At 44.4% G+C, this 24,567-nt stretch carries 30 protein-coding genes; 24 read left to right on the top strand and 6 right to left on the bottom strand.

What is annotated here, in order from left to right; all coding sequences use genetic code 11:
* Positions 1–7 precede the first annotated feature (7 nt).
* Positions 8–469: a carboxymuconolactone decarboxylase family protein gene (locus BUB16_RS13095; protein WP_073065052.1), complete on the top strand. Its 462-nt coding sequence runs from the start codon at positions 8–10 to the stop codon at positions 467–469.
* A 245-nt stretch (positions 470–714) separates the two neighbouring features.
* Here the strand turns inward: BUB16_RS13095 and BUB16_RS13090 are convergent, their stop codons facing one another.
* Positions 715–1,089: a winged helix-turn-helix transcriptional regulator gene (locus BUB16_RS13090; RefSeq protein WP_073065049.1), complete on the bottom strand. Its 375-nt coding sequence runs from the start codon at positions 1,087–1,089 to the stop codon at positions 715–717.
* A gap of 105 nt (positions 1,090–1,194) precedes the next feature.
* Between BUB16_RS13090 and BUB16_RS13085 the strand changes: the two genes are divergently transcribed.
* Positions 1,195–2,034, top strand: coding sequence for an MBL fold metallo-hydrolase (locus BUB16_RS13085; protein ID WP_084088267.1), 840 nt, complete (start codon positions 1,195–1,197; stop codon positions 2,032–2,034).
* 479 nt (positions 2,035–2,513) lie between these two features.
* Positions 2,514–3,008: an SRPBCC family protein gene (locus BUB16_RS13080; protein WP_084088266.1), complete on the top strand. Its 495-nt coding sequence runs from the start codon at positions 2,514–2,516 to the stop codon at positions 3,006–3,008.
* Positions 3,009–3,314: 306 nt separating this feature from the next.
* Here BUB16_RS13080 and BUB16_RS21535 read toward each other — a convergent pair whose 3' ends face one another.
* On the bottom strand, positions 3,315–3,461 hold the full coding sequence (locus BUB16_RS21535) for a hypothetical protein (protein ID WP_170864385.1): 147 nt from the start codon (positions 3,459–3,461) through the stop codon (positions 3,315–3,317).
* A gap of 216 nt (positions 3,462–3,677) precedes the next feature.
* On the opposite strand from BUB16_RS21535, the gene def reads away from it, so the two are divergent.
* The 9 genes from def (at position 3,678) to BUB16_RS21800 (ending at position 10,137) form a co-directional block, all read left to right on the top strand.
* Entirely contained in the window at positions 3,678–4,247 is a 570-nt protein-coding gene (gene def, locus BUB16_RS13075) for a peptide deformylase (RefSeq protein ID WP_073065040.1), read from the top strand.
* A 612-nt stretch (positions 4,248–4,859) separates the two neighbouring features.
* Positions 4,860–5,285, top strand: coding sequence for a hypothetical protein (locus tag BUB16_RS13070; protein WP_073065036.1), 426 nt, complete (start codon positions 4,860–4,862; stop codon positions 5,283–5,285).
* 17 nt (positions 5,286–5,302) lie between these two features.
* Complete coding sequence (locus BUB16_RS13065) at positions 5,303–5,587, top strand: hypothetical protein (protein ID WP_073065033.1); 285 nt, start codon at positions 5,303–5,305, stop codon at positions 5,585–5,587.
* A 17-nt stretch (positions 5,588–5,604) separates the two neighbouring features.
* A complete protein-coding gene (locus BUB16_RS13060) occupies positions 5,605–6,522 on the top strand; it encodes an AraC family transcriptional regulator (RefSeq protein ID WP_073065029.1) in 918 nt (305 codons plus the stop codon).
* A 27-nt stretch (positions 6,523–6,549) separates the two neighbouring features.
* A complete protein-coding gene (locus BUB16_RS13055) occupies positions 6,550–7,047 on the top strand; it encodes a GyrI-like domain-containing protein (RefSeq protein ID WP_073065024.1) in 498 nt (165 codons plus the stop codon).
* A 413-nt stretch (positions 7,048–7,460) separates the two neighbouring features.
* Positions 7,461–7,808 (top strand): nuclear transport factor 2 family protein, encoded by a 348-nt coding sequence (locus tag BUB16_RS13050; protein ID WP_073065021.1) that lies wholly within the window; start codon positions 7,461–7,463, stop codon positions 7,806–7,808.
* A gap of 101 nt (positions 7,809–7,909) precedes the next feature.
* Positions 7,910–8,464, top strand: coding sequence for a hypothetical protein (locus BUB16_RS13045; RefSeq protein ID WP_073065018.1), 555 nt, complete (start codon positions 7,910–7,912; stop codon positions 8,462–8,464).
* Positions 8,465–8,538: 74 nt separating this feature from the next.
* The gene (locus BUB16_RS13040; RefSeq protein ID WP_073065015.1) at positions 8,539–9,618 is read left to right on the top strand and encodes a winged helix DNA-binding domain-containing protein; all 1,080 of its coding nucleotides are present in this window, start codon (positions 8,539–8,541) and stop codon (positions 9,616–9,618) included.
* 273 nt (positions 9,619–9,891) lie between these two features.
* Positions 9,892–10,137 carry a cyclic nucleotide-binding domain-containing protein gene (locus BUB16_RS21800; RefSeq protein ID WP_073065012.1) on the top strand — a complete coding sequence of 82 codons (246 nt, stop codon included), beginning with the start codon at positions 9,892–9,894 and terminating at the stop codon, positions 10,135–10,137.
* Here the strand turns inward: BUB16_RS21800 and BUB16_RS22225 are convergent.
* Positions 10,124–10,276, bottom strand: a complete 153-nt coding sequence (locus BUB16_RS22225; protein ID WP_350354139.1) for an EamA family transporter — start codon at positions 10,274–10,276, stop codon at positions 10,124–10,126. The two genes, BUB16_RS21800 and BUB16_RS22225, sit on opposite strands and share 14 nt — an antisense overlap.
* A gap of 73 nt (positions 10,277–10,349) precedes the next feature.
* On the opposite strand from BUB16_RS22225, the gene BUB16_RS22220 reads away from it, so the two are divergent.
* Positions 10,350–10,451: a hypothetical protein gene (locus BUB16_RS22220; protein ID WP_139240301.1), complete on the top strand. Its 102-nt coding sequence runs from the start codon at positions 10,350–10,352 to the stop codon at positions 10,449–10,451.
* A 37-nt stretch (positions 10,452–10,488) separates the two neighbouring features.
* On the opposite strand, the gene BUB16_RS13020 is transcribed toward BUB16_RS22220, so the two are convergent.
* Positions 10,489–10,905, bottom strand: coding sequence for a Dabb family protein (locus tag BUB16_RS13020; RefSeq protein WP_084088264.1), 417 nt, complete (start codon positions 10,903–10,905; stop codon positions 10,489–10,491).
* 537 nt (positions 10,906–11,442) lie between these two features.
* Here BUB16_RS13020 and BUB16_RS13015 point away from each other — a divergent pair.
* From BUB16_RS13015 to BUB16_RS12990, 6 genes are all read left to right on the top strand, one after another.
* Positions 11,443–11,796 carry an ArsR/SmtB family transcription factor gene (locus tag BUB16_RS13015; protein WP_073065006.1) on the top strand — a complete coding sequence of 118 codons (354 nt, stop codon included), beginning with the start codon at positions 11,443–11,445 and terminating at the stop codon, positions 11,794–11,796.
* On the top strand, positions 11,780–12,283 hold the full coding sequence (locus tag BUB16_RS13010) for an SRPBCC domain-containing protein (protein WP_073065003.1): 504 nt from the start codon (positions 11,780–11,782) through the stop codon (positions 12,281–12,283). Before BUB16_RS13015 ends, BUB16_RS13010 begins: the two co-directional genes overlap by 17 nt.
* A gap of 229 nt (positions 12,284–12,512) precedes the next feature.
* On the top strand, positions 12,513–12,890 hold the full coding sequence (locus tag BUB16_RS13005) for a DoxX family protein (RefSeq protein ID WP_073065000.1): 378 nt from the start codon (positions 12,513–12,515) through the stop codon (positions 12,888–12,890).
* 12 nt (positions 12,891–12,902) lie between these two features.
* Positions 12,903–13,160 carry a hypothetical protein gene (locus BUB16_RS13000; protein WP_139240300.1) on the top strand — a complete coding sequence of 86 codons (258 nt, stop codon included), beginning with the start codon at positions 12,903–12,905 and terminating at the stop codon, positions 13,158–13,160.
* Between the two features lie 73 nt (positions 13,161–13,233).
* The gene (locus BUB16_RS12995) at positions 13,234–13,632 is read left to right on the top strand and encodes an iron chaperone (protein WP_073064994.1); all 399 of its coding nucleotides are present in this window, start codon (positions 13,234–13,236) and stop codon (positions 13,630–13,632) included.
* On the top strand, positions 13,622–14,098 hold the full coding sequence (locus BUB16_RS12990; RefSeq protein WP_073064991.1) for an SRPBCC family protein: 477 nt from the start codon (positions 13,622–13,624) through the stop codon (positions 14,096–14,098). Before BUB16_RS12995 ends, BUB16_RS12990 begins: the two co-directional genes overlap by 11 nt.
* Before the next feature lie 211 nt (positions 14,099–14,309).
* Here the strand turns inward: BUB16_RS12990 and BUB16_RS12985 are convergent, their stop codons facing one another.
* The gene (locus BUB16_RS12985; RefSeq protein WP_073064989.1) at positions 14,310–15,245 is read right to left on the bottom strand and encodes a helix-turn-helix domain-containing protein; all 936 of its coding nucleotides are present in this window, start codon (positions 15,243–15,245) and stop codon (positions 14,310–14,312) included.
* 377 nt (positions 15,246–15,622) lie between these two features.
* On the opposite strand from BUB16_RS12985, the gene BUB16_RS12980 reads away from it, so the two are divergent.
* Positions 15,623–17,269, top strand: coding sequence for an acetolactate synthase large subunit (locus BUB16_RS12980; protein WP_073064985.1), 1,647 nt, complete (start codon positions 15,623–15,625; stop codon positions 17,267–17,269).
* Positions 17,270–17,329: 60 nt separating this feature from the next.
* Here the strand turns inward: BUB16_RS12980 and BUB16_RS12975 are convergent, their stop codons facing one another.
* Complete coding sequence (locus BUB16_RS12975) at positions 17,330–18,139, bottom strand: helix-turn-helix domain-containing protein (protein ID WP_073064982.1); 810 nt, start codon at positions 18,137–18,139, stop codon at positions 17,330–17,332.
* Positions 18,140–18,531: 392 nt separating this feature from the next.
* Between BUB16_RS12975 and BUB16_RS12970 the strand changes: the two genes are divergently transcribed.
* The 4 genes from BUB16_RS12970 (at position 18,532) to BUB16_RS12955 (ending at position 24,547) form a co-directional block, all read left to right on the top strand.
* A complete protein-coding gene (locus BUB16_RS12970; RefSeq protein WP_073064979.1) occupies positions 18,532–19,290 on the top strand; it encodes a ThuA domain-containing protein in 759 nt (252 codons plus the stop codon).
* Positions 19,291–19,552: 262 nt separating this feature from the next.
* Entirely contained in the window at positions 19,553–21,829 is a 2,277-nt protein-coding gene (locus BUB16_RS12965) for a PAS domain-containing hybrid sensor histidine kinase/response regulator (protein WP_073064977.1), read from the top strand.
* Positions 21,830–21,894: 65 nt separating this feature from the next.
* Positions 21,895–23,019, top strand: coding sequence for a hybrid sensor histidine kinase/response regulator (locus tag BUB16_RS12960; RefSeq protein ID WP_073064974.1), 1,125 nt, complete (start codon positions 21,895–21,897; stop codon positions 23,017–23,019).
* A gap of 292 nt (positions 23,020–23,311) precedes the next feature.
* Positions 23,312–24,547 (top strand): YaiO family outer membrane beta-barrel protein, encoded by a 1,236-nt coding sequence (locus BUB16_RS12955; RefSeq protein WP_170864383.1) that lies wholly within the window; start codon positions 23,312–23,314, stop codon positions 24,545–24,547.
* Positions 24,548–24,567: the final 20 nt, after the last annotated feature.

The following is a 24,567-nucleotide window of genomic DNA, read 5'->3' as shown; positions in this document are numbered from 1 at the left end:
AAGCATTATGACGGAACGAATTTCTTATCAAAACCTGAGTTCCAAACTCCTGAAAAGCATCAACAGCGTTAAACCGTACCTTGGACAATCAGGCCTCGATCCAAAGTTTCGGGAGCTTCTCAGTTACCGGGTTTCACAAATCAATGGCTGTGCCTATTGTCTCGACATGCATCATAAAGAATTGATCCATTTGGGCGAGGATGAGCTGCGGCTTCATTCCCTGCCCGCATGGCGGGAATGCCCTTTCTACACTGATAAAGAAAAAGCGGCCTTAGCTTTTGCCGAAGCTGTTACAAATGCAAATAAGACCGATATTGACGATCATATTTTCGACAGGCTCAAGGTTTTTTTCTCTGAATCGGAAATCACATATCTGACGTTAACCGTTACCCAAACCAATACCTGGAATCGAATCAACAAAGTTTTCAGGCCCGTGCCCGGGAATTATAAGGTCGGTCAATTTGGGTGATATGGGAACGAGATGCTGACACCGGGCAGAAGGACGACCCCCGTGGCTTGGCTTTGTTTTAACTTCTTTAGTCAGACCGAACGACACGGTGGCATGGGTAGGTAATATAATTTTTGCAATTAGTGCAATTTTGCTGCTGATTGTAACCGGCAAGGCTGTAGAACGCCATATTAATACGGCTGACTCTTGACCGGTTTAAGTTTGAATACACTTTAGTAACAATATCTTAAATAATTCATATAACATTAATCCAGTTCTGCAATCTCCCCCTCCTGTTCACCCAGGTCCCTGCCCCATTTAGCGATTTCATCCAGCATGGGAATCAGGGTCTTCCCGAAATCTGTTAACGAATATTCGACCCTGATTGGCGGCTTCTTTCCATATACATCCCGGTTGATCAGTCCGTCTTCTTCCAGAGCTTTTAATTGAATACTGAGCATTTTTTCGGTGATGTCCGGTATTTTCCGCTTCAGTTCGGAAAAGCGGAGTGTTTCAAATTGCAGGTACCACAAAACTACGGTTTTCCACTTACCGCCGATGTAGTCCATCGTCACATCCATCGCGCAGTGGTACAGCTTTCCATTGAGTTTAAAAGCGACGTTTTCTCCGTCTATGAGCATAGTTTTGAAATTATTTCCACCTGTCAAAATTGACAGTTATTGACAAGGTATGTGGCTGTATATATGTTTGCAACTATATAAATGATAGTTTAAAAACCCAAGAAAATGAAACCAATTATTCACACCTATACCTCCAAAGAACCGATGCTTCGGGTAAACGCCTACATTGTGGAAGCCAAAGACGAGATTGTGATAGTAGACACGACACTTACTATGAGCGACAGCAAAGCCCTCAAACAGAAAGCTGACAGTCTTGAAAAGCCACTTGCCGGTATTCTCTTAACACATGCTCACCCCGATCACATAGCCGGTACAACTAACATTGCGCCCGATGGCGATGTCCCGATTTTTGCTCTTGCATCTGTAAAAAAACTGATGGAAGAGACTGAGCAAGAAAAACACCGGCAGTGGTCTGAAATGTTTGGTGAGGAATGGATTCCGAAGTGGGTTTATCCTAATATTCTTGTTGAAGATGGTGATACTGTGAACATCGCCGGACTAACATTTAGTGTATTGGATATCGGGAGTGGTGGCGATTGTGACACTAATTCTCTATGGCTTCTTGAAGGCAAAAAATCCGCAGCCTTTATCGGCGATTTTATTTACAGTGAAAACCACACCTATATGGCTGATGGAAGTATTTTAAGATGGATCGCCAACCTCGAAAAGTATTCCGGAACTCTGAAGAATTATGATACATATTATGTTGGCCATGGCCCTTCGTGCAGTTACCCGGCTATCGCAAAACAGAAAGCATATCTTATCGATTACTGTTCAGAAATACTTAATGCGACCCACGGAACAGCTGTATTTACAGAAGAATCAAAAAAACAGTTTGAAGAAACCATGCTTTCGAAATACCCGGGGTATGGGTGCCAATTTATGATAGGCCTGGCTGCAGAAAGAGTTGAAAGTGAATTGGTTTCGTTATCAACGGATGAGTAGTCGGTCAAATTTACGATAGAAAAACATAAAAAAGCAGGTATAATTATACTAATAAGCTAATAACATCAACTCATGCACCCAACAATTCCTTCAAAATAGAAGAATATATCTCAAGATCATCCGCAATAGTTCGTGGAAAATTAATGTGCCTCCTTCACGATAGCGGCATGTTCATTCCAATCAGGCTTGGGTTTGAAATCAGAAATAAGTATTTGCCCAGCTATCCTGAAATTTTACATCTGCCGGGTCATTTAAACTCTATCTGTATTATTTTGTATGTGGAAGTATCATTACTACACGTAATAGTTAATTAAAATTCTTGAATTAAGCTGGATGGGCTTGTTACTAAAAAGCAAGTGAAAGAATATGACGAAAAGCAAGAAGAAACACTGCCAAACATTTAAATCAAACGGCGATAGAGCTTTCGATAAAATTTTTGTGCAGAATTAAAACTGTGTTAATACAAAAACCATTAGAATATGAAATACATAGTTCTTTGTATCCTCGTATTGATCACAATCAACGCAAAAAGTCAACCAGATATGTTATCAGATAAAATCCTAGAAAAGGAAAGAGTAATTGATGCAGAAATAACCCAGCTTTGGAATGTTCTAACAAACCCTTCACACATAGGACAGTGGCTGGGGATAAAAACCGAATCTGAATGGAAAAAGGGAAGCCCCATATTGTTTAAATTTTCATGGAATGAAAAAGATTTTATTGACAAAGGAGTAATACTTGCCTTTGAAGAAAACAAAAAATTTTCCTACTCCTATTGGAGTTCTTTGTCCGGGCTGCCCGATGTGGAAGAAAACTACTCAAAAATTACATTTGATTTACAACCTGATGGCAATTCTACAAAACTGCTGCTAACCCATACTCATTTTGCGACCGAAACCATGTATGAACATTCAGATAAAAACTGGGAAGAATCCCTGGATACGATAAAACAACTTGCAGAAAGTGGAAAATAATAGAACGAATCCCATTCGTACCCTATTACCTATTAACTCGATAGATATAACAAGGTGAAAACCTTTTACAGGTTCTTCAAATAGATTAGAATGGCAGATAACCAAATATAAATAACGTCTGTTTCCAAAACCAATTGGAACGACTTTGAAACCCTGTTTCAGTCGAAGGGAATTCTCCGCAACTGCTGGTGTATGGCCTGGCGCATGACCAGCGAGGAACTGAAACAGAATAACCCGGAAAGCAGTTAAGAATTCATCAAAAACCGTATAGAAACGGATAGTCATGTTTTTTTGTCATGTAGATTGTTAAAATTCTTTTAAAAGAAGAAACAAACCTGAAATGGCAAAAGTACTCATCACAGGGGACATCGGTGCGGCCAGTGCCTGTCCTCCGTTACTTTCAATCGTCGAGACAATTTCCCCGGCCCCTTCGTCATTCTGATAATGGGCCATATTTCAGATTGGCAGTTAGATATTAGATACAATACAAAAATACTAAAAAATTTGAACAGCGGAAGAATAAGGAGTCTATTTCATGTTTTATATCAAATCGAAACACCGGGATCAAGGATTGGTGGAAATTTCAAGTTTTAATTACATTATCCGTCCCGTACAGTACAAGCCATTTAAGCCGCAGATCGTTACTGACCAAATATTCAAAAATAGTCTATGATGCTACCAATTCGAGCATACGGTGATCCCATTCTCCACAAACAAGCGAAGCCGGTCTCACAAAACTCTACTCAAATACAGCAGTTAATTGACAGTATGATTCAGACCATGAGACATGCAGATGGTGCGGGTCTTGCCGCCCCGCAGGTTGGAAAACCGCTTCGCATTTTTGTAGCTAATCTAACTGGAGTTTTATCATTGTTACCTGAAGATGAGCAATCTCAAATCCCCCAACACCCCATGGTCTGCATTAATCCAAAAGTTATATTTTCGAGTCAGAAAAAAGAAGAATTTGAAGAAGGTTGCCTTTCCATTCCGAATCTTCCCGTTAAAGTAAAACGCCCAAATAAGGTTAAACTTCATTACTTAGACCGAAATTTTCAGCAGCAGGAAATTGAAGGAATAGGTCCGGTAGCCTCGGTATTACAGCATGAGAATGATCATTTGGATGGAGTACTCCATATTGATTACCTGTCAGCATTTAGAAAAAAATTAATTGAGGGACGGTTAAATCAGATCAAGAAGGGCAATTTTGAAGCAGACTATCCTATGCAAATTGGTAATTGATTTCAGTATGGTTTATAACCAACGCTTCAACGGGACGCTCCTCGCCATTACCTGCCAGTTTCTGGCTTTATAGTTCCTCGTTCGTTATTTAACAACGTAACATTTTTTTCGTGCACCTTATGCGCAATATAGCTGTATCGTTATGAGAAAAATTTCACGATACAATTTTATAACTATGACTAGTGTGGCGTCGGCCACTATGGCCTGTGTCCCGCTGCAGGTTTAATCAAAAATTCAACAAAAACACACAATAAAATGTACGGAATGATAGGAAAAATAAAGGCTAAAACCAGATCTAACCCTTTGCCATCAGTCCGTGATTGGTAAATGAATACGACTGACTGGGCTGTCTGTCAGGTTCATTGGGAGGTCATTAGCGGGTGGAAATCCATTATACACTTTTTGTGGGATAAATCGTAGGAATCAAGAGCTCGTTAGTTTCGTATTGATCGAACCTATGTAAAAATTTGATACCAAAGTGTCGGAAATACCCCTATAGGTTGTCGCATTAACCACTTATAACTGACTATTTTGTTGTATTATTTATTAGACATAACCGGCATCTTTTTTACAACATGAACTGAAAAGAGCACTTTTTAAAAGCAAGAAACAATGGCAAAATCAGTTGGCAAATCGATATGGGCAGTATTTGCGGGATTTGTGGTAATCGTAATTCTGTCTGTGGCAGCCGATACAGTTCTCAAATTGACCGGAGTACTCCCTTATGATCATCTGTACGTTTCAACAGGACTTATTTTGACCGTTATTTTTTATCGGGCGGTTTTCAGCTTTATCGGATGTTACCTTGCCGCCCGGCTGGCGCCTCAAAATCCTATGACTCATGCTCTTGCTCTCGGCGTTGTGGGCATGGCGGTGAGTACAGCCGGTGCTATCCTTGCGGCAGATTTGGGCCCGGCGTGGTATAACTGGTCACTCGTCGTCATCGCGCTGCCGATTGCTTGGTTCGGCGGCAAATGGTATGAGATGCGTATACTTCAAAGTGAACGAAGAAACATACGGGAAACAGTCTCTAATTAATTTAAAAGCAAAAGGTTATGAATAATGAAAATCCCAAGACTGTTTCGCCTCAACCGATATTGAATTGCCAGAAGGCAGGGCTTTTGCAAGAGATGAATTTAAACGAGTACTTAGAAGTGGAGGATGCCTGCTCATCTATACACTGTCAATTGAGGATGAGTTTCATACAAAAAATACTGGAAAAGAATCCTTTCGCTTCTGTTGGGCGGGGGCAAGCCGATGTTTTCATTCGGCGAAAAGAGGAGCCTGCAATTCATAGAAAGTCAAATCTTTCCGGGAGATGTAATGATGTTGAAGTATAAAATAGCAAAATACGATTATGGATAATCCTGAAAATAGCCAAACCCACACCGACTATATATCCCGCATCAATAAGGTTTTCGATTATATTGAAGACAACATCGACAAGGATCTTTCACTGGATGAGTTAGCTGCAGAATCTCACTTTTCGAAATATCATTTCAGCCGGATCTTCGACGCCATGGTTGGTGAAACACCCTTCGAGTTTATCAAACGGGTACGCCTGGAAAAAGCAGCGACGCGGCTGCGGTTGTATCCCGATGAAACGGTCACGAAAATAGCTTTTGAATGCGGTTTTAATGATTTAGCGGTCTTTTCACGCAACTTCAGGGATTTCTTTGGGAAGTCTCCCACCGAATGGCAGGATGGGAATCCGGAAAAGAGCAATCACAGTCAAACTTTTGATTCCTCCGACCTGTACCTTGATACCGAACGAAACAGGAATCATAATATGGAAGCCTTACAGAGTGCACAGGTGCGGGATCTTTCCGATCAAACAGTGGCCTATATCCGACATACCGGCCCCTATAAAGGAGATGAAGCGCTCTTTAACCGGCTCTTTGGCCGGCTGTTCTCCTGGGCGGGCCCGCGGGGCCTTACCGGGCAGCGCAATGCCGATCCGCTGGTGATCTATCACGACGATCCTTGCGTGACTGACCCAGAAAAACTCAGGATGAGCGTCTGCCTGCCGGTACCGCCCGATACCACGGTCGACGGTGAAATCGGAAAGATGGAGCGGTCTGGCGGACGCTTTCTGGTGGCGCGATTTGTGATTGCCCCGCAGGATATGCCCAAAGCCTGGGAGTGGATTTACGGCTCCTGGTTTCCCTCCAGCGGATACCAGCCGGCCGATGTAGTGCCCTTTGAAGTGTATCCCGAGCCGCCGGAAAACGGAAAGCTTACGGTTGAGATTTGCGTGCCCGTAAAACCTCTGTAGCGTTTCCTAACTAAAGGAAAACTTATTATGTCAACTAATACATCTATCAAACCAAAACGGATTGAAGAGCATGTTGAACCGATAACCATAGCCGGTCTGAGTGGGGATTACCTGTTCAGCGAGCCGATGAACCCCTCGGATCAGTGGCAGCAACTTGGCCCGCATCTCGGACGCATCCCCGGCCAGAAAGAGAATGTTGCCTACGGGGTCTGTTTTGATTTGGACGACGGCAAAGGAATCGAATACCTGTGTGGAGTGGAAGTAACCGGAGATACTGTTGCTTCCGATCTTCCCAATAATTTTGAGTTGAGGCAACTTCCCTCTTTTACGTACGTCGTATTCGATCACAAAGGCCACGTTTCCGAGATCCGGCAGACCTGTGATGTCATCTGGAAAGAATGGCTTCCCGGGTCGGACTATGACAAACCGGAAGAAGCCGATTTCTTTTTCGAACGGTACGGAGAAAACTATGATGCTCAGGCCGGAAAAGGAGATATTGAAATCTGGATTCCGGTGGATGCTTAATGTTCAGTCAAAGGCCTGGCAGGTTTCTGAAACCTGCCAGGACTAAAAATCAATACTGATAACTTATTCTGCTTGTCATGCTTATTGCGCAGGTCATCACTGTTAAAAGTAATTTATCACATATCAGATTATATCACCAAGGGGAATAGTTATGTTTTAGTAATACTTTGTAATCTCAAGTAAAAGCTCTAAGAATATAAAGTCGGTATTCGTCTGGCCTAATAACTTTATGATCGAAATTCCAAATTGACATAAATCTAACCCGCTGAATAATGCTGGTTTTTTTACTTGCTTTACTTATTGCTGTTGTTGCATCTGATATTTTTAACCTGATTTCCATCCATTCTATTCGAACTCCAAGCACTATCAAATTAGATAATATAATCGAACATTAAATAAATCGTAAAATTATCATGAAAACCAAAAACCAGGAGCTACTCGAAGAAATCAACAAGGCCTTTGCCCGCAACGATTCGGATTTCATCATTGAGCGTGTTACCAATACAATTCGATGGGAAATAATCGGTGACAGAACAGTAGAAGGCAAAGAAGCATTTGCCCAAGCGCTGAAGGAGATGGAAGCGGATGAACCGATGGAACTGACGATCCACCACATCATCACCCACGGCAAGGAGGCCTCGGTAAACGGGGAGATGAAAACGGCCGGCGGAGAGGTGTACGCTTTTTGTGATGTGTATAAATTCAGTGGATTCAAGAACCCAAAAATTACGGAAATGACTTCTTATGTGATAGAAATGTAAAAGTTTTGAGGGTTCAAATTAATGGGATAACAATTGTCACATTTTATTCCTTATTAAAATATAGAGTCCCAATCAGTGAGACAATTTAAAACAATTAAGAAATGGAGTATAGGCTTTGCAAAAGTTTCATTTTCCTCCTCTTTTTGATTATTGTCGGTTGTTTGGGATCTGATGATCTCCAAACATCAAAATGGCAGCTGGTTTATCAAAACGATTTTAACGGCAACAGGCTAAGCGGCAGTATCAGGGATTTGGTAAATGCCATGAAAAAGGGGAGTCCGGTCAGAGTCTCGTGGGGAGGAACGGAAGAGGACGGGAGCAGCTGGATTGAGTTTGCCGAGCCCGTTTTTACCACCGTCATGAATGATACAGTTGTAGTTGTCCAGTTTCCGCTCAGTTTTATCCAAACTCATTATACCGATCCCGACAAAGCCTTTTTACAAACCGACCCTCCCACGGGTTGGCGGGCCATCATGTCAACTACCGGGAGTTATCATCAGTTTCATTATGACTTCGCAAGCAGAAGAATTAAAAGAGAGATATATTCTCGGACGAATATGAGTTGGTTTGCCTTAACTTCGTCTAAAGACATTCATTCTGTCCCGGATCTGGCTCCCGAGAACGCTTTTAAACTGGACAGCACAGTTACAAAATAGGAATTTGAATAAATATTAAATAGTACTGTCTGTACGTTCTGTAATAACGGTAATTAAATATTTATTTGTTGATAATGAATTTTGCTGAAATCAACCATTTACGACTTCACAATCATCAAGTAGAAAGCTCGGATTATTCCACCCCCAAAGCATTGCTGGAATGGATGGGCGCCATGCAGGCCCAGGATTACGAGATGGCCAAATGGGCCGTGGGTGTACGTCTTCCGGATGCAACCAGAGAAGATATTGAGGATGCTATCGAAAACATCCGCATCATCAGAACACACTTATTGAGACCAACCTGGCATTTTATTTCAGCAGAGCATTTTCCCTGGCTGCTTGAGCTCTCGCGTCCGCGCGTGATGATTGCTATACGATCACGACAAAAACAGCTTGGACTGACGGACAAGGTTGTCTCCGAAAGCAACGAGGTTATAGAAAAAACTCTGGCAGCCAGCCAACCGCTTACCCGGAAAGAACTTCTTGATCAACTCGAAGAAACCGGCTTTGAAAACAAAAATAACCGGATTTCCCATCTTCTGCTCCGTGCCGAGCTGGATGGAATTATCGGCAGCGGGCCGTCCAGGGGTACCCAATACACCTACAAGTTGATGGAAGGCCGCCTTACCGAGGTATCATCATTCGACAAGGAGGAAGCCCAGGCGAGATTAGCCCGGCTCTATTTTCAAAGTCACGGTCCCGCCACACTCAAGGATTTTGTATGGTGGAGCGGTTTGACTAAAACAAGATCGAGGAAAGCGATCGAAATGTTAAAGCCGGAGTTGATGTCGGAAGAAATCCGGGATCACAAATATTGGTTCTTTGATGAATCCGGTCAGACAATACATAATAAGCAATCCGTGTACCTGCTTCCGGCCTATGATGAATATGTAATCAGTTACCGGAACCGCGAAATGATGATCAACGAAGAAGATGAAGCCAAAGCTATTTCGGCGAACGGGATTTTCCGTCCGGTTATCGTGGTAAACGGAGTAGTGAAAGGAATCTGGAAACGAACGGTTCAATCCGACTCGGTAGAGGTAAAACTGGAATTTTTTGTGAATCCCGGACCAGAAGTTGTAAAAAAGGCGGCCGAACAGGCAGAACGATTTGCCGGTTTTCTGGGAAAGAAATTAGATCTGGCAGTGGACTAACAATACCAAGGGAGGGGTATCGGGAAACAGTTACAGGTGTTGACTAAAGAGCAATTAGGTCTAAAATGCAAATTAATTGTACTGGCCGCCCCGGCAGCTAATTCCTATTACGAACATCTTGATTATTCACAAAATGAGAGGTGTTGGGTGCTTGGGGTCGATCAACGTATTGGTTAATACAGGCAAACTATTCTCCGTGGTTTAAAAAACTTAGGGTAATTGAATTACGATCGTCTCAACTCTCAATGAACCAAACAGGACCGTGATCATATCATGAATACCGATTTAATTCTGCAAAATATTGACCGCATCGTTGAATTGGATTCGGAGGAGGCTGCATTCTTTACGTCTCTTCTGAGAGCAAAGTCGGTCAAAAGAAAACAGTTCCTCTTGCGAAAAGGGCAAATAGCAACCGACACCTTTTTTGTAAACAGTGGCTGTCTCCGGGTATTCAAAATGAATGAGTTCAGCCATTTTTTATACTTGTTCTCAACGTCCTCAGCCCCTAATTTTGGTTAACTACGGCCGCGCCCGCAAGGGCTACTGTCCCACCGAGGATGGCCATCATCTCCGGCACTTCGCCGAGCCAAATCCAACCTTGGAGAATAGTAACAACTGGCACAAGATAGAGAAAACTCGTGGCCAGGGAAGCATCCATCATCGACAGTGTATAAGCGGATTGAAGGCGGACAAAGTGATTGAGAAAGCGAAAACAAACAGTACCGGGTATTATGGAATGCCACCGTGCGACGGGCAATGTCTGCATAATCATGAAAGTGCGGGTGGCTTCGGTATGCGGCAGGATGGTCAAATCCCCGGGAGCTGTATCATAGAGCCCGGCATATAGCAAAAGACGTTTCCCAACGAATATCAGTGGGAAGAAATAATATTTGCGTCATATACCTTCACATCCACCCACAATCCATTGTATTCATCAATAAACTCCAGGTGATCGGGATGATCTGCATAGGTTTTATAATCCTCCATGGTTTCGAACCAGGTATAAATGACGTAGGCGTATCCGTGGTCGGTAACATCCCGCTCTTCGGTAGCGGCGGGAACGCCTAATTCCGATTGATGAATGGCCGGTATTTCGAGGAGCTCTTCCAGTCCTTCCTCGAACGCTTCTTTTTCTTCAGAAGTTACGTCGGAATTCAGGTAGAAATAAACAGTATGCTGTAGCATTTCAGTAGTTGGGTCTTCGGTTGGTTGTTCAGTTGTATTCGAGCAAGCCGCAAGTATAAGCAGGAGCGGGATTCCGAACAACAATGAGGAATAACGTTTCATTATAGTCTGTTTCTGATTAATTCAGATTTGGTTTAATATATCCATAAGATACACCTTGTAGGTTATTATGCAACTAAAGCAGCAATCCCCTATTTCTCATCTGAATGCTCAGGATTTCAGCTGCGGAAGGCGGGCCGGCTCTTCCTCTCTAATAAAAGTTATAGGCGACTTTTAAAAATTACTTAATTTATCATTCTCCCTGTCGAGGAACCTTTTGACAATGGCTGTGGCTTTAAGAGGGGATGTTGCAACGACTTTCTAAGACGGGAAGCGTTAAAAACCTGCTCATTACGAGGTTACAGGAAGCCTTTGCAAAACCGCTCTTTTTTCTAATCTCGGCGTTATCGGTCGGTTGAAGTCCTTTCATATAGACGATATGCTGCGAGGGCGATCTCCTGAGGCTTTAACCATGACAAAGTCCTGGTTTTGCTAAGGCTTCTGCAAATATTGTTGAAGAAAAAATTTTGCAAAAAATATCCGCAGTCTTTATTTTACCTATAGGTTAAATAACTAATAGGTTAAATAATATTCAACAATATGTCCCGAGATCAACTAAGCACGACTTTTTCCGCACTTGCTGATCCCACGCGGCGGGCCATTCTGGCCAGGCTTACGACTGGTGAAAAAACCGTTTCTGATCTTGCCGAACCGTTTGATATGACCATGCCGGCCGTCACCAAGCATCTCAAGGTGCTGGAAAAAGCGAACTTGGTTGAGCGCAGCCGGCAGGCGCAGTACCGCCCGTGCAAGCTTCACCCGGAGCCGCTCAAGGATATAGACGAATGGATGGGGCAATACCGGCAGTTTTTCGAGGAGAGTTTTGATCGACTGGACAGTTATCTGAATAAAATCCAAACGAAAAAGGAAAACGACGATGGAAACAAAAAATAAGATGGATGTAACAGAAGATGGTAATAAGCTGATTATAGAAAGAATATTCGATGCTCCCCTCGAACTCATGTTCGAAGTGTGGTCGAGCTGTGAACACCTGAAACACTGGTGGGGACCGAAAGAGTGGCCGATGAAAGAATGTGAAATGGATTTTCGCGAAGGCGGGCAGTGGCATTTTTGCCTGCGCGGACCGAATGAGGGAGATGAGTCATGGGGACTGGCTACTTACAAGGAAATAGAGAAACCCCGAAAAATTGTGTACCAGGATAACTTTTCGGACGCGGAGGGCAACATCAACGAAGAGATGCCCGGGATGCTGGTCACGGTGGAGCTTTTTGAGCATGAAGGCAAAACCCGGTACGTCGGCACAACGCTCTTTGATACTCCGGAAACGCGCGAGAAAGTGGTCGAAATGGGTGTGGTCGAAGGTATGGGTAGCTCTATGGATCGACTGGATGAGTATTTGGATCAAACAACAGCCCAATAGTTGATCTTGTGACAAGCATTGATTCAAGAAGTTATCTTTTCTCAAGCCTTTTAATCTCCCCTTGATAAGGGGAGAAATTTAGGTGATAACTTCTCGTTCCGCTCTCAATGCAAGGATGAGGGAGTAGACAGAGGTTGGGTAATGCTGAGACCTCAGGCTAATATTTTCTAAATCAACAACTGTTTATAACTGTCAACTTATGTCTCAATTAATTCTAAAATAAATCATCATGAAAAAGAAAATTCTATTTGTAGTAAGCCTGCTTTTTGGCTTGGTGTTCATTAATGCAGGCTTAAACAAGTTTTTTAATTATATGCCGGTACCCGAAGATCTCCCAGAAGAGGTGATAAAAATGTCCACAGCCATGATGGAGATTGGCTGGCTGATGCCTCTGATCGCTGTGGCCGAAATTGCCGGAGGTGTACTATTTGTCACAAAAAAATACCGGGCTTTGGGTGCAATCATCATTTTTCCCGTAATGGTGGGCATTCTTTTAACCCATTTCATAGTGGCTCCATCCGGGCTGCCGCTGGCTCTCGTGCTGCTGGCTGTATTGGTTTGGGTTATGATTGAAAACCGGGAGAAATATTTGCCAATGATTAAATAAAACACAATGATTATGAAAAAGCAGAAAATAAAAAAATGCAGAGCCACTTTATTTGCTGTGATAGCTATATTGATCGTATTGTCGTCTCCCCCGGCTCAATACGAAGAACCCGAAACCACTGGTTACATCTCTGTCAACGGCCTTGACTACTATTACGAAATTCACGGAGAGGGCGACCGGTCCGCGGAAGCCTCGGAACATGCAGAACCGTTGTTCCTGCTTCACGGGCACGGCCGCACAGAGCTGGGGGACCGTCCTCCCCTTCCTTAATGGCGAAGATAGCGCACCGAGATGGAGCGAACAGGTTCAGGATTCCGGGGATTAATTTTAAATTCATGGAGTAATGGCAAAAACGGATTTTAAAAATATTGAAGAATATATCGACGCCTTTCCCGAGGATATTCAGGGAAAATTAGAACAAATCAGGCAAACAATTAGGAAAGCCGCACCAGAGGCGAAAGAAGTAATCAGCTATCAAATGCCGACTTTCCGTCTAAACGGCATTTTGGTTCATTTTGCTGCATTTACGAACCATATCAGCTTTTTCCCAACGCCCTCCGCTATTGTGGAATTCCAGGAGGAATTGACTACCTACGAAACATCCAAGGGAACCGTAAAGTTTCCTCATGTAAAATCAATCCCGTATAAACTTATTACTGAAATTGTGGAGTTTAGAGTGAAAGAAAACCAAAACGCGGAGAAAATTAATAATGCAAAAGAAAGCGAACATCATGAACACTAATACCGAAGACAGGAAAATCAGATTAACCAGAGAATTTGATGCGCCGAGAGAGCTCGTATTTGATGCCTTCACCGCTCCGGAAAAGATCGGGCAATGGTGGGGGCCCGAGGGCTTCACGACCACCACCAGGGAGATGAACTTCAAAGTGGGTGGCGACTGGATTTTTACGATGCACGGCCCCGACGGCACTGATTACCCGAACCATATAGTGTATACCGAAATAATAGAACCGGAGCGGATTATATACGATCACTACGGACATGAGGATGAAGAAGGCGACCCTCCACATTTTAAAACAACCATAGTTTTTGAGGATTTGGGCGAACGGACAAAAATTAACATGCGTATGCTCTTCCCCACGGTGGAAAAACGAGAAGAAGCGGCGGAATTCGGCGCGGTTGAGGGCGGAAAACAGACCTTGGGGCGATTAGCTCAATATCTTGAGAAAAAGATACGAAAATCGTAGTGTAATGAAGCGGGTTATATTGGAAGGACAAAATCAAACAATCAGTTCCCCTAAAGCTACCGGCTTAAAACCGGTAGCAGTCTACATATCCTAAAAGCGATATTGGGGGGAACTCTCTCCCGTTGATACAATTCAATCTTGGAATAGCATTTTGTAAAAAGATAAAAAATAGGAGAAATGAGAAGGTCCTGATTATTTTAAAGTCAATAAATCAGGATATGTTTTTGTGCTTTTCCCTGTATTCGGTCGGCGTTATGCCTGTGTACTTTTTGAATGCGGAATAAAAAGCCGATTTTGAGTTAAACCCTGATTCCAATCCTATGGCTGCAATGGTATAGTTGGTAAAATCCGGATGGATCAAACAGCTTTTTGCCTCTTCCACCCGGTAGCGGTTTATAAAGTCGGGGAAACTGCAGCTGCTCAGATTATTGATCAATTGAGAAAGGTAGTTGGTGCTGATGTTTAGCTGTTCAGCAACGGAAGAAAGGCTCAGATTTTCGTCCATATATATCTTTTCCTTTTCGACAAGATAACAAAACTGCTTATAGTAGGCATTGTCATTCGTAAAACTGTCTTTCTTGTTTTGAATGATATGAGCCAGTTTTTTTACGGTAAGCTGAGCGATCAACTCAAGGAGAAACAAATGGTTGAGGGTAAAGAACGCTTTTTTGGAATGCTCGGAGTCGATAACTCCAATGACTTCATTACCAATTAGCAAGGGAACGGTTACTTCCGCTCCTCTTTGCACATCATCTAAAATATAACGGGGATCCTGTGTCACATCGGATATGATTTCCGGCTTGCCCGAGGCAGCCACGTGGCCTACAATCCCTTTACCGAGCGGTATCGTGATGGGATTTAATATTTTTCTTTCCCCTCTGTCTTTATTCCCGTAAGCCGCTTTTTGAATCAGCAGCTTTTTATCCCTGTCCAGTAAATAAATCACACAGTCTTCCAAATTCAGCTGTGAAATGCAGTTTTCTGTTATATCCCACAGGACATCCTCTTTTTTGGTCTTGTCAAATAATGAAGTGGCAAAATAGCTTAATATGGAAATTACATAGACCTGGCTGTCATCAATATTAGCCAGATCCTTTTCAGAAAACACCTTGTTTAAACCGAGTATCCGGTAATCTGTCTTTTCCATTTAGCCTGATTGGGAGTGGGTAGCATGAAAAAATAAAGATATAGATATATGGTTAACTTTTCTATTCGTTCTATAAAAGGATTTAATTGATTAAGAGCCCGGTGCCTTATGGGGCTCAGCACCGGCTAAAGCATCGAAGATATTGTCCCTGACCTATCTTCATAAGATGATCCTTTTATGTTAATTAGCCGGTATCGTCTGTAGGATATAAAACCCAACAAAGGACTAAAGGAGAGGCACAAACACGATGCACTTATTCATAGCATAGTAAACGTTCTAATTCATTTCGTTGTTGAGAATAGGCAGCTCCGGCATATAAAAGTTCTGTGCCCGGAAAACCGGGGCCCTGAATCAACAACCTTCATTTATCTGAACTCATGAACGTAGCTGAATTTTTTGTTGAATGTCTTGAAACAGAAGGGGTTACTCATATCTTTGGAGTCCCCGGCGAAGAAAACGAAGCGTTACTCTTTGCGTTGGATTCTTCTACCATCGAATTTGTACCGTGCCGTCACGAACAGGGGGCCGCTTTTATTGCGAATGTGTGGGGACGGCTTACCGGAGAGCCAGGGGTATGTCTTTCCACTCTGGGACCGGGGGCGACAAACCTGATAACCGGAGTGGCCGATGCCAATCTCGACAAAGCCCCGCTGGTTGCTATTACAGCCCAGGGGGGACTCGATCGCCTGCACAATGAAAGCCACCAGATGGTTGATGTGGTGAATATGTTCCGGCCCATTACCAAGTGGAACGGCAACATCCCTTCTCCCAGGGTGGTAGCCGAAGTGGTACGAAAAGCATTCAAGATTGCCGGGATGGAAAAACCCGGGGCTACTCATATTGAATTGTCGGAGGATGTAGCCGGTCAGGAAATTTCATCGGATTTCCTGCCCATTAAACCGGGAGCATTTCGCAGGCCGGGTTCCGATTATAAAGCCATACGTAACACACTCAACCTGCTACAGGACGCCCGGAAACCCCTGGTACTGGCCGGCAACGGGGCCATCCGAAAACGGGCCAGCAACCATCTCACCGAATTTGTGACCCGTCATAACATCCCGGTCGTTTCCACCTTTATGGGGAAGGGAGCGGTATCCGACCGACTCAGTCAATCCCTGTTTAGTATTGGTTTGGGGTTTAAAGATTATGTGCTTAAAGCCGTAGAGGAGGCTGACCTTGTACTTGCCATAGGCTATGATATTGCCGAATATCCGCCGCAGGAATGGAATCCCGGGGGCGACAAGCCTATTGTCCATATCGATTTCGACCCGGCTGAAGTCTATACGCACTACAACCCAAAGGTTGAAGTAACCGGTGATATCTCCGCTGCCTTGTGGGAGCTTAACGAGCAGTTGAATGACTCAGATCTTGCATTTACCAACTGGTATGCCCCGATTCGGAAACGGATCAGAGAGGATATCCAAAGTTACCGGCTGCAGGAGGATGAGCCGTTCACCGTACCCGGTGTTCTGCTCGAATTGAGAGATACGCTTGATGACGGGGCTCTTCTGATCAGTGATGTTGGGACCCACAAGATGTGGGTTGCCCGGAATTATCCGACGTACTGCCCAAACGGATGTATTATCAGCAATGGCCTTGCCAGCATGGGTATTGCGCTGCCCGGCGGAATCGCCGCCGGCTTGCTCAACAAGGGGCGGCAAATTGTATCGGTTATGGGCGACGGGGGCTTTATGATGAACAGCCAGGAGCTGGAAACAGCCAAACGGCTTGGCGTGGGATATATCAATATCGTGTTTAATGATAACGACTACGGACTGATTAGCTGGAAACAGTTCCAGCACCGGCAGCAATCGGTAAGCACCGGCATACAAAATCCTGATTTTAGGAAATATGCTAAGTCATTTGGTATTCAGGGCTATAAACCCGAAAATTTGAGCGAACTGCGATCAACGCTGAAACAGGCTGTGGAGCATAAGGAGTTGTGTCTGATCGAGGTCCCCATTTCAACACATGTCAATAATGAATTGACTGAAAAACTTAAAAACTGGTGGAATAGCCACTAACGGCCGTTAACCGCAAATGCTACGGTTGTAATTGTTCGAAGGAGCGGTTTGCCGGAGCTTCTACGACATTTTTATACTGCGGGCGTATTCAATGGGCGTTTCTCCCACGACGGATTTAAAGTCCTTGATAAAGTACGATTGGTCGGCATAGCCTAACTTCAGCGCCAGTTCAGTCCAGTCCATACCTTGCTGTTCTTCAGCAATCATGTTCGCCACTTCGTGCAGTCGAGATCGTTTGATGATCCACTCGGGCGGAATTCCGACATACCACTTAAAAAGGCGTCGGAGGGACCGTCTACTCATATCCAACCGTTCAACCAACTGTTCAATTCTAATGAGGCGGCTGTTTTTGATTACCGTATCTATAATGTCATTGATTTTTTTTACCCGCTCGTCTTTTTCCGGCAAATTGTTTTCTAAAAAACGCGCTGCCCGGGCAATTGATTTCTGGTTGCTATCGGGCGTAAGTATCTCCTTTTCCAGCCGTGAAATATCCTCTCCAAACACTTCGTCAAAGGCAAGTATTCCATCCGTAATGGTTGAAACAGAAGACCGAAAAAAAGGATAAAATCCGCCGGGCCGGAACTTAATCCCCACGATTTTCCCCTTCCCTTTCAAGGGCCTTTTGAACATCCCCGTAGCAACTCCCCAAATCCACGTATTGTTTTTCTCGAAGATCAGCTGAACAGAAAGATCAGCCGGTATTTGCTGCTTGTATAATGGGCGTTCAGGATCCCATTCCACAATCCAGAAGTGTTCTATAAAGAATTGTAGTTCATCTGAAGGGGTAATCCTGGATAAATCAAATTTTTTTTCTCTGTCATTCAGATAGCGCCCCCCCTTTTTCTTCCCCGATTCAGCTTTAGACATAGCGATATCCCTTCTTGTGTTTATTGTCGTAATTTAATGGCCTGCAACCTAATAGAATCAATAAAGTATCATAATGTTAAGAAAGCAAGTAGAATCTATGTTAGAGGTAGAAGTTCAGAATACCGGTGAATCAGCTTCCAAATTTTTTGCTTGTATGACCTTCCCTGACCCGCCATGTTTTCTCAGTGCTTCTGGGTTATCCCGGTGGTGATCGACGACAAATCCCCTCTTTTGTTGCGGTGGATAGAAACAAAAGCCATTAATTTTCATTTAAGAGATTGAATTTTAATACATTCCCCGTAAATTAAACCCTCAAGGTTCTTAATTTCGCTGATTGATTGATCGTATAACTATTCCGGCAGAAACTAACTATTATAACTAAAAGATCTTGTATGAACAGTACGTCTTGTCTTTTTCAATTTTTGGTTCTTCTGTTGACACTCATAGTAGCGCCCGGTGCGAACGGGCAGGAGTCCCCGATCCGGGCACTGCTTATTACGGGTGGAGGCTGGCACGATTATGACAGCCAGAAGCAGCTGCTGACGGAAGGGATCAAAGAACGGCTTGGAGACGGGATTGAGTGGACCATCATTCATGAAGATGAGGGAGCACCGGGTCACCAGGTCTCTGTCCTGAAGCAGGAAAACTGGTCGGAAGATTATGACGTGGTGGTCCATAATACGGGCTATGCCCGGGTAAGGGACTCCGATTTTGTAGCCCGGTTTGTCGAACATCACAAAGGCACCCCCGCCGTGCTGATTCACGCCGCTATTCAGAGCTATCGTTTTGCGGAACCGGCGGACCCATGGTTTGCGTTTGTGGGGCTTCAGTCCATGGTATCGGAAGATCCGGGCCAGATTGAAATTGAAAATGTAAATCAGAGTCACCCGGTGATGGAAGACATTCCTGAGATGTTTGTAATGTCTGAGGATGAGGTATATATCACTGAAAAAATATGGGGAGACATCACCCTGCAGGCTCGTACGTATGGAGAGGAAACCCAGGAATACCAGCCGGTGACATGGACACATGAGGCGGACAGTACCCGGGTGTTTGCGACTACGCTGGGCCACAGCAACGAGACGTTTAGGCAAGAGGAGTTTTTAACGATGGTTGCGAACGGTATCCTTTGGGCCGTGGGGAGGCGTTGAACAGAGCAATCGGGTGAGCAGGATTTGCTATGGCTTGCATTATTGGGTAATAGTAAGTGCGTTCAATAATAAGAAGAGAGTCACATGGTGATACCACTTAATACCTGGTTTCTACCTTCGTTGGCTGTGTCTTTTGATAATGATATGGTTACTGGCAGGCTCGTTATGACAGGGGAGGATGTGTAAAACCGGATGACGTTTTGTTTTGGATATTCGCGTTGTTATTTTTTTGGGGATAACCCTCCTAATAAAATAACTCGTTATGCTGTGGAATAACGACCTGGATTCCGACCTTGTACAATATTTTTCCAAGAAGAAAACGCCCCTCGATTCTATTTTAGATACTTTTTCCGATATTATCGTAATAGAGGATCTTAATTTTAACATAGTTGCCGTCAATAATACTGTTGAGCCCTTGTTAGGGTATGAACCGTCGGAAATGATAGGACAACCGGCAGAGCGGTTTTATGAAGATACGGATGATTTTGAGGAGAGGAAGAGAAAGGATTTTTTCGGAGTTTCAGATTCTGATAACGATTCTGTCACCTTTGAGACTCGCTACCAAAAGAAGGGTGGGGGTATCCTTGAAGCGGAGACCGTATTAAAAAAGATTAAGAATGAGAAAGGGGAAGTAGTAAGCTACCTCGGGGTGGTCCGGGATATATCAAAACGCAAGCAGGCCCATCGGAGGATTCAGAGATTTTTCTCGCTTCCCCTTAATCTGATGTGTACGGCCACGCCGGACGGGTATTTTAAAGAGATTAATGATCACTTTGAAGAAGTGTTGGGATTTTCCAAAGAAGAATTATTAGAAATCCCATTTGTGGAACTTATACATCCCGACGATGTGGAGCCGACAATGGAGGAGATAGAGAAATTAGCTGCCGGTGAGCAGGAGGTTACGGTAAGCTTTGAGAACCGTTTACGCCGCAAAGACGGTTCCTATCACTGGCTGGCATGGACCTCCACTTTTGATGAAGAATCTGATCTGCTCTATGCCATTGCCCATGATATCCATGAGCGCAAAAAGATGGAGGAGGAGCTTATTACGGCCAAGGAAAAAGCTGATGAGGCAAACAGGGCCAAGAGCCACTTTGTGGCCAACATGAGTCATGAGATACGGACGCCGATGAATTCTATCCTGGGATTTGCGGAAATGATGGAGGAGCTGGTGGACAGCGACCTGGAGAAAGAATATATCGGAAACATCCGGAAAAGCGGCAAAAACCTGCTGAAACTAATCAATGATATCCTGGATCTCTCAAAAATTGAATCGGGTAAAAAGGGGGTTGATATCCATCCGGTGAGCGTAGAGCGCGTTGTGGATGAAGTGATGAGTATTTTTGCGCTGCAGGCGGGAAATAAGGGGCTGGAACTCCGCACCGATGTGGATGAAGATCTTCCCGAGGCCCTGCTGCTGGATGAAATGAAACTGCGGCAAATCCTGGTCAACCTTATGGGCAATGCCATCAAGTTTACGAAGGAAGGCTTCATCGAAGTCGGGGTGAGGTCAAAGGAAATTCCCCAAACGGAGAGCCGGGTTAATCTGGAAGTGTATGTGAAGGACACGGGTATCGGTATTTCGGAAGAAAAACTGGAGACCATATTCCGGGAGTTTGAGCAGGAGGATTACACCACTTCAGACAAGTATGGGGGAACCGGCCTGGGGCTTTCAATTTCCAATCGCCTTTCCCAGCTTATGAACGGATCGGTTACCGTTCAGAGCAAACAGAAAAAAGGCAGCGTATTTACCCTATTTCTACCGGATATCCCGATCTCCACGATGCTCGAAGAATCCGGGGAAGATGGAGGGGAATCATATAACATCGCCTTTAACACGGGGAAAATTATGGTGGTCGACGACATACAGTTGAACCGTCAGCTGATCGCTGAATTTTTAAAAGATTATCCGATACAGGTGCTGGAAGCAAAAAATGGAATGGACGCTGTGCGTATGGCCGGCGAGGAAGAGCTGGATCTTGTTTTCATGGATATAAAGATGGGGCATATGAATGGAGTCGAAGCCATGAAACAGATTAAAAAGAAAAAAAAGGACCTGCCCATTGTAGCCTTGACGGCTTCTGTATTTGATGTGCATTCAGAGGGAGTACAGGATACCTGGTTTGACGGATACCTGAGAAAACCGGTAAATCGGAAGCAGATTTTAGCAGAATTAGAGCGGTACATCGGATTTCAAAAGGGACAGGAGGGTCGAACATTTATAAAAGAAAGTGAAGGTGCACAATCTGAAAATAATGGCTCTGAAGCGATGTCCGGTAAAGACCAAAAAAAGCTGGCTGGAAAGCTGGATCGGAAGGTGTCGGGTATCATCGCAGCATTGGATACGGAGTCGATCATGATGGGAGAATACCGGGAGCTCCTCAGTGAGTTAAGGGAAATTGAACAAGAAATGCCGGAAGACCGGCTCATTGCCTTTAATGAACAGCTTGCTTCCGCTATTAACCTGTTTGATGTTGATGGTATCCGTAATTTAGTGAATCATGAATACCCGGAATTAATAAGCAGATTGAAAGAATAGGAGTGATCCGTCGCATTCTGTTAAATTAGTCAACACCAACGATCAATTATTGATAATACAACATTATGCAGGATGACATGCAGGAACAAGACTTTGTAATACTCATCGTTGATGATATTGCCAAGAATATTCAGCTGCTTGGAAAAATATTGGACAACCGGGGGTATGAGGTTGTGGCCGCAACCAAGGGAAACCAGGTGTTGAAAGCGGCGAGAAATCACGATCCCGATTTAATTTTACTGGATATTATGATGCCGGAGAAATCGGGATTTGAAGTATGCGAGGAGCTGAAAGCCGATGAAGATCTGGCGGAGATTCCCGTCATATTTTTAACCGCCCGATCCGATGAGGAGGATATTATCAAGGGACTGAACCTCGGCGGGGCCGACTACGTCACCAAGCCGTTTAATTCCGGGGAGCTGTTGGCTCGTATTGATACTCATCTGAGCTTAAAAAATGCGCGAGATCGAATTATACGACAGCGGGAAAAGCTACAGCAACTCTCAAAGACCAGGGAGAAATTGTATTCTATTATTGCCCACGACTTAAAGGGGGCTTTGTTTGGTATCTCCGGTCTGGCTGAGGTGGTCGATCACAAGTTACGGGACCAGCCGGTCGATGAGGAAACCAAAGATAATATAAAACGAGTATCGCATTCCCTTACCGTTGCTAATTCGATTCTCGAAAACCTTTTGGCGTGGGCCCGTCTCCAGACCGATAAGCTGAAGATGAATCCGGAAACGTTCTCCCTTTCGGAGGAGATAGACAAGAATGTTCAATTATTACAAACGCTGGCCCGACAAAAACAGGTGGAAATCCAGCTTGAGCTGGATAACGAGAATATTACCGTGGAGGCCGATAAACAGATGCTGTCTACGATTATTCGAAATCTTCTTGCTAATGCGATTAAATTTTCCAGCGCGGGGGACAAGGTCATATTGGAGGTAACCAGTACCGATTCCCGCATTCGGCTATCCGTACAGGATGAGGGGGTCGGAATGCCTGCAGAGGTCCAGGAACACATTTTTAATCCCGATGATCGTCCCAAAAGGCCCGGCACAGACAAGGAAAGCGGAACCGGACTGGGCCTGCTGCTGTGTAAAGAATTCATAGAAGCCCATAATGGTGAGATCCGGGTTGAAAGTGAAGTCGGGCAAGGGACTGATTTTCAGTTTGTCATTCCCCAGTAATTGTTTGGACGCGACCAAAATTGTATGATGTATCAGAGGACCATTACCATATTAGCTTTCAAACAGATAATGTTTGTGGACCCGCTGTCTTTGCTCGGATTGGATAGGGTAACGCAAGGTTTTGCTTCTTCCGGCTTTATAAAGATAGGACGAGGCCGGGTAACCTTTAGTCACCTCAGAAAATTTGGCTGAATTATGAAGACTCCCCCGCTGTGAGGAATACACTATCCCGTAAACGAGAGATCCCCTGAGTTTACTATGTTGCTGGCTAATTAGGTCACGGATGAATAAAATGAAACAATTCATACTATTTCTTCTTGGATTCCTACTGACCGGGCAGGGTGTGATTTTTGCGCAAAGTCAAGTGGACAGACTTTCGGTTGAGGAACTCTATGAACAGGCCCGAAATGCAGCTTTTGAGGAGGCGGATTACGATAAAGCCCGTACTTATGCCTTTGAAGCTCTGGATCGAAGTCCCGATTATCACGGCATACGGATCTTTGTGGCCCGCCTGTATAGCTGGGAAGGGGCGTACGAGAAGGCCAGAGAAGAGCTGAGGTATGTGTTACAGGAGGATCCCGGCAACCGGAGGGCTCTGCTGGCGTTGATTGATGTGGAAAAGTGGTCGGATAATTTGCAGGTTGCGCTTCAAAACGTCAATGAAGCCCTGGATTATCATCCCGAAGATGAAGAGATATTACTTCAAAAAGCCGCTGTATTGTACGACATGGAAGAATACGGCCGTTCTGAAGATGTCTATAGGGATATCCTGGCACGGAATCCCAGTAAAAAAGCACGGGATGAATTGAAGTCGGTAAAACGTAAGCAGATGAAGTACCGGGTCTCCATATCCTACCGGTACGATTATTTCACGGATACTTTTGATCCCTGGGAATTCGGGGAGTTTGCTCTCAGCCGGCAGACCCCTGTCGGACCGGTTATCGGGCGCGTGCAGTATGCCCGCCGGTTTGGTTCGAATGGCGCACAGTTTAATATTGATGCTTATCCGTCCATCGCCAATGGGCTGTATGCCTATGTGAGCGGAGGTTATTCTGAGTCCTCTATTTATCCCCGGTATCGATTTGGTTTTTCGCTGTATAAGGCACTGCCCGCTTCGTTTGAGCTTTCTGCGGGTATGCGCTACCTGGATTTTAGCACCTCGCAAACCGATATTTATACCGCATCTCTGGCTAAATACGAGGGCAGTTATCTTGTAACCCTGCGCAGTAATTATGTCCCCTCGCAGGGCGGAAACTCCAAGTCGATAAACCTGCTTATGCGGCGTTATTTCGGTTCGGCCACTGCCTATATAAGTGTTACGGGCGGATATGGATCGGCTCCCACGGAAATCCAATTTTCACAGGATATACAGACACTTGATTCCTGGTCGGTGGGAATCGACGGGCAATACCCCCTGTTGGAGCACATTTTGGTGGGCGGCCGTGCTCGATACGACATGTCTGACTTACCAAGCCTTACCACCCGAAAGCGGTTTAGCTTCAAAGGGTCTGTCTCATATCGATTTTAACCCGCACAATAATATACGCT

It is taken from the genome of Fodinibius roseus (assembly GCF_900129315.1).
GTDB lineage: Bacteria > Bacteroidota > Rhodothermia > Balneolales > Balneolaceae > Fodinibius > Fodinibius roseus.
Note: the sequence above shows the minus strand (reverse complement) of the source record. Positions and strands in the feature narration are given on the sequence as shown.

Excerpts from the sequence above, each read along its gene's own strand:
- BUB16_RS13005 (WP_073065000.1), top strand. The coding sequence starts at position 12,513 with ATGAAAAAGAAAATTCTATTTGTAGTAAGCCTGCTTTTTGGCTTGGTG.
- BUB16_RS13050 (WP_073065021.1), top strand. The coding sequence starts at position 7,461 with ATGAAAACCAAAAACCAGGAGCTACTCGAAGAAATCAACAAGGCCTTT.
- BUB16_RS13000 (WP_139240300.1), top strand. The coding sequence starts at position 12,903 with ATGAAAAAGCAGAAAATAAAAAAATGCAGAGCCACTTTATTTGCTGTG.
- BUB16_RS13080 (WP_084088266.1), top strand. The coding sequence starts at position 2,514 with ATGAAATACATAGTTCTTTGTATCCTCGTATTGATCACAATCAACGCA.
- BUB16_RS13055 (WP_073065024.1), top strand. The coding sequence starts at position 6,550 with ATGTCAACTAATACATCTATCAAACCAAAACGGATTGAAGAGCATGTT.
- BUB16_RS13045 (WP_073065018.1), top strand. The coding sequence starts at position 7,910 with ATGGAGTATAGGCTTTGCAAAAGTTTCATTTTCCTCCTCTTTTTGATT.
- BUB16_RS13095 (WP_073065052.1), top strand. The coding sequence starts at position 8 with ATGACGGAACGAATTTCTTATCAAAACCTGAGTTCCAAACTCCTGAAA.
- BUB16_RS13020 (WP_084088264.1), bottom strand. The coding sequence starts at position 10,905 with ATGAAACGTTATTCCTCATTGTTGTTCGGAATCCCGCTCCTGCTTATA.
- BUB16_RS12990 (WP_073064991.1), top strand. The coding sequence starts at position 13,622 with ATGAACACTAATACCGAAGACAGGAAAATCAGATTAACCAGAGAATTT.
- BUB16_RS13010 (WP_073065003.1), top strand. The coding sequence starts at position 11,780 with ATGGAAACAAAAAATAAGATGGATGTAACAGAAGATGGTAATAAGCTG.
- BUB16_RS12995 (WP_073064994.1), top strand. The coding sequence starts at position 13,234 with ATGGCAAAAACGGATTTTAAAAATATTGAAGAATATATCGACGCCTTT.
- BUB16_RS22225 (WP_350354139.1), bottom strand. The coding sequence starts at position 10,276 with ATGGATGCTTCCCTGGCCACGAGTTTTCTCTATCTTGTGCCAGTTGTT.
- BUB16_RS12970 (WP_073064979.1), top strand. The coding sequence starts at position 18,532 with ATGAACAGTACGTCTTGTCTTTTTCAATTTTTGGTTCTTCTGTTGACA.
- BUB16_RS12980 (WP_073064985.1), top strand. The coding sequence starts at position 15,623 with ATGAACGTAGCTGAATTTTTTGTTGAATGTCTTGAAACAGAAGGGGTT.
- def (WP_073065040.1), top strand. The coding sequence starts at position 3,678 with ATGATGCTACCAATTCGAGCATACGGTGATCCCATTCTCCACAAACAA.
- BUB16_RS13060 (WP_073065029.1), top strand. The coding sequence starts at position 5,605 with ATGGATAATCCTGAAAATAGCCAAACCCACACCGACTATATATCCCGC.
- BUB16_RS13090 (WP_073065049.1), bottom strand. The coding sequence starts at position 1,089 with ATGCTCATAGACGGAGAAAACGTCGCTTTTAAACTCAATGGAAAGCTG.
- BUB16_RS13085 (WP_084088267.1), top strand. The coding sequence starts at position 1,195 with ATGAAACCAATTATTCACACCTATACCTCCAAAGAACCGATGCTTCGG.
- BUB16_RS12985 (WP_073064989.1), bottom strand. The coding sequence starts at position 15,245 with ATGGAAAAGACAGATTACCGGATACTCGGTTTAAACAAGGTGTTTTCT.
- BUB16_RS21535 (WP_170864385.1), bottom strand. The coding sequence starts at position 3,461 with ATGGCCCATTATCAGAATGACGAAGGGGCCGGGGAAATTGTCTCGACG.
- BUB16_RS12960 (WP_073064974.1), top strand. The coding sequence starts at position 21,895 with ATGCAGGATGACATGCAGGAACAAGACTTTGTAATACTCATCGTTGAT.
- BUB16_RS13040 (WP_073065015.1), top strand. The coding sequence starts at position 8,539 with ATGAATTTTGCTGAAATCAACCATTTACGACTTCACAATCATCAAGTA.
- BUB16_RS13070 (WP_073065036.1), top strand. The coding sequence starts at position 4,860 with ATGGCAAAATCAGTTGGCAAATCGATATGGGCAGTATTTGCGGGATTT.
- BUB16_RS22220 (WP_139240301.1), top strand. The coding sequence starts at position 10,350 with ATGGAATGCCACCGTGCGACGGGCAATGTCTGCATAATCATGAAAGTG.
- BUB16_RS12975 (WP_073064982.1), bottom strand. The coding sequence starts at position 18,139 with ATGTCTAAAGCTGAATCGGGGAAGAAAAAGGGGGGGCGCTATCTGAAT.
- BUB16_RS13015 (WP_073065006.1), top strand. The coding sequence starts at position 11,443 with ATGTCCCGAGATCAACTAAGCACGACTTTTTCCGCACTTGCTGATCCC.
- BUB16_RS12955 (WP_170864383.1), top strand. The coding sequence starts at position 23,312 with ATGAAACAATTCATACTATTTCTTCTTGGATTCCTACTGACCGGGCAG.
- BUB16_RS12965 (WP_073064977.1), top strand. The coding sequence starts at position 19,553 with ATGCTGTGGAATAACGACCTGGATTCCGACCTTGTACAATATTTTTCC.
- BUB16_RS21800 (WP_073065012.1), top strand. The coding sequence starts at position 9,892 with ATGAATACCGATTTAATTCTGCAAAATATTGACCGCATCGTTGAATTG.
- BUB16_RS13065 (WP_073065033.1), top strand. The coding sequence starts at position 5,303 with ATGAATAATGAAAATCCCAAGACTGTTTCGCCTCAACCGATATTGAAT.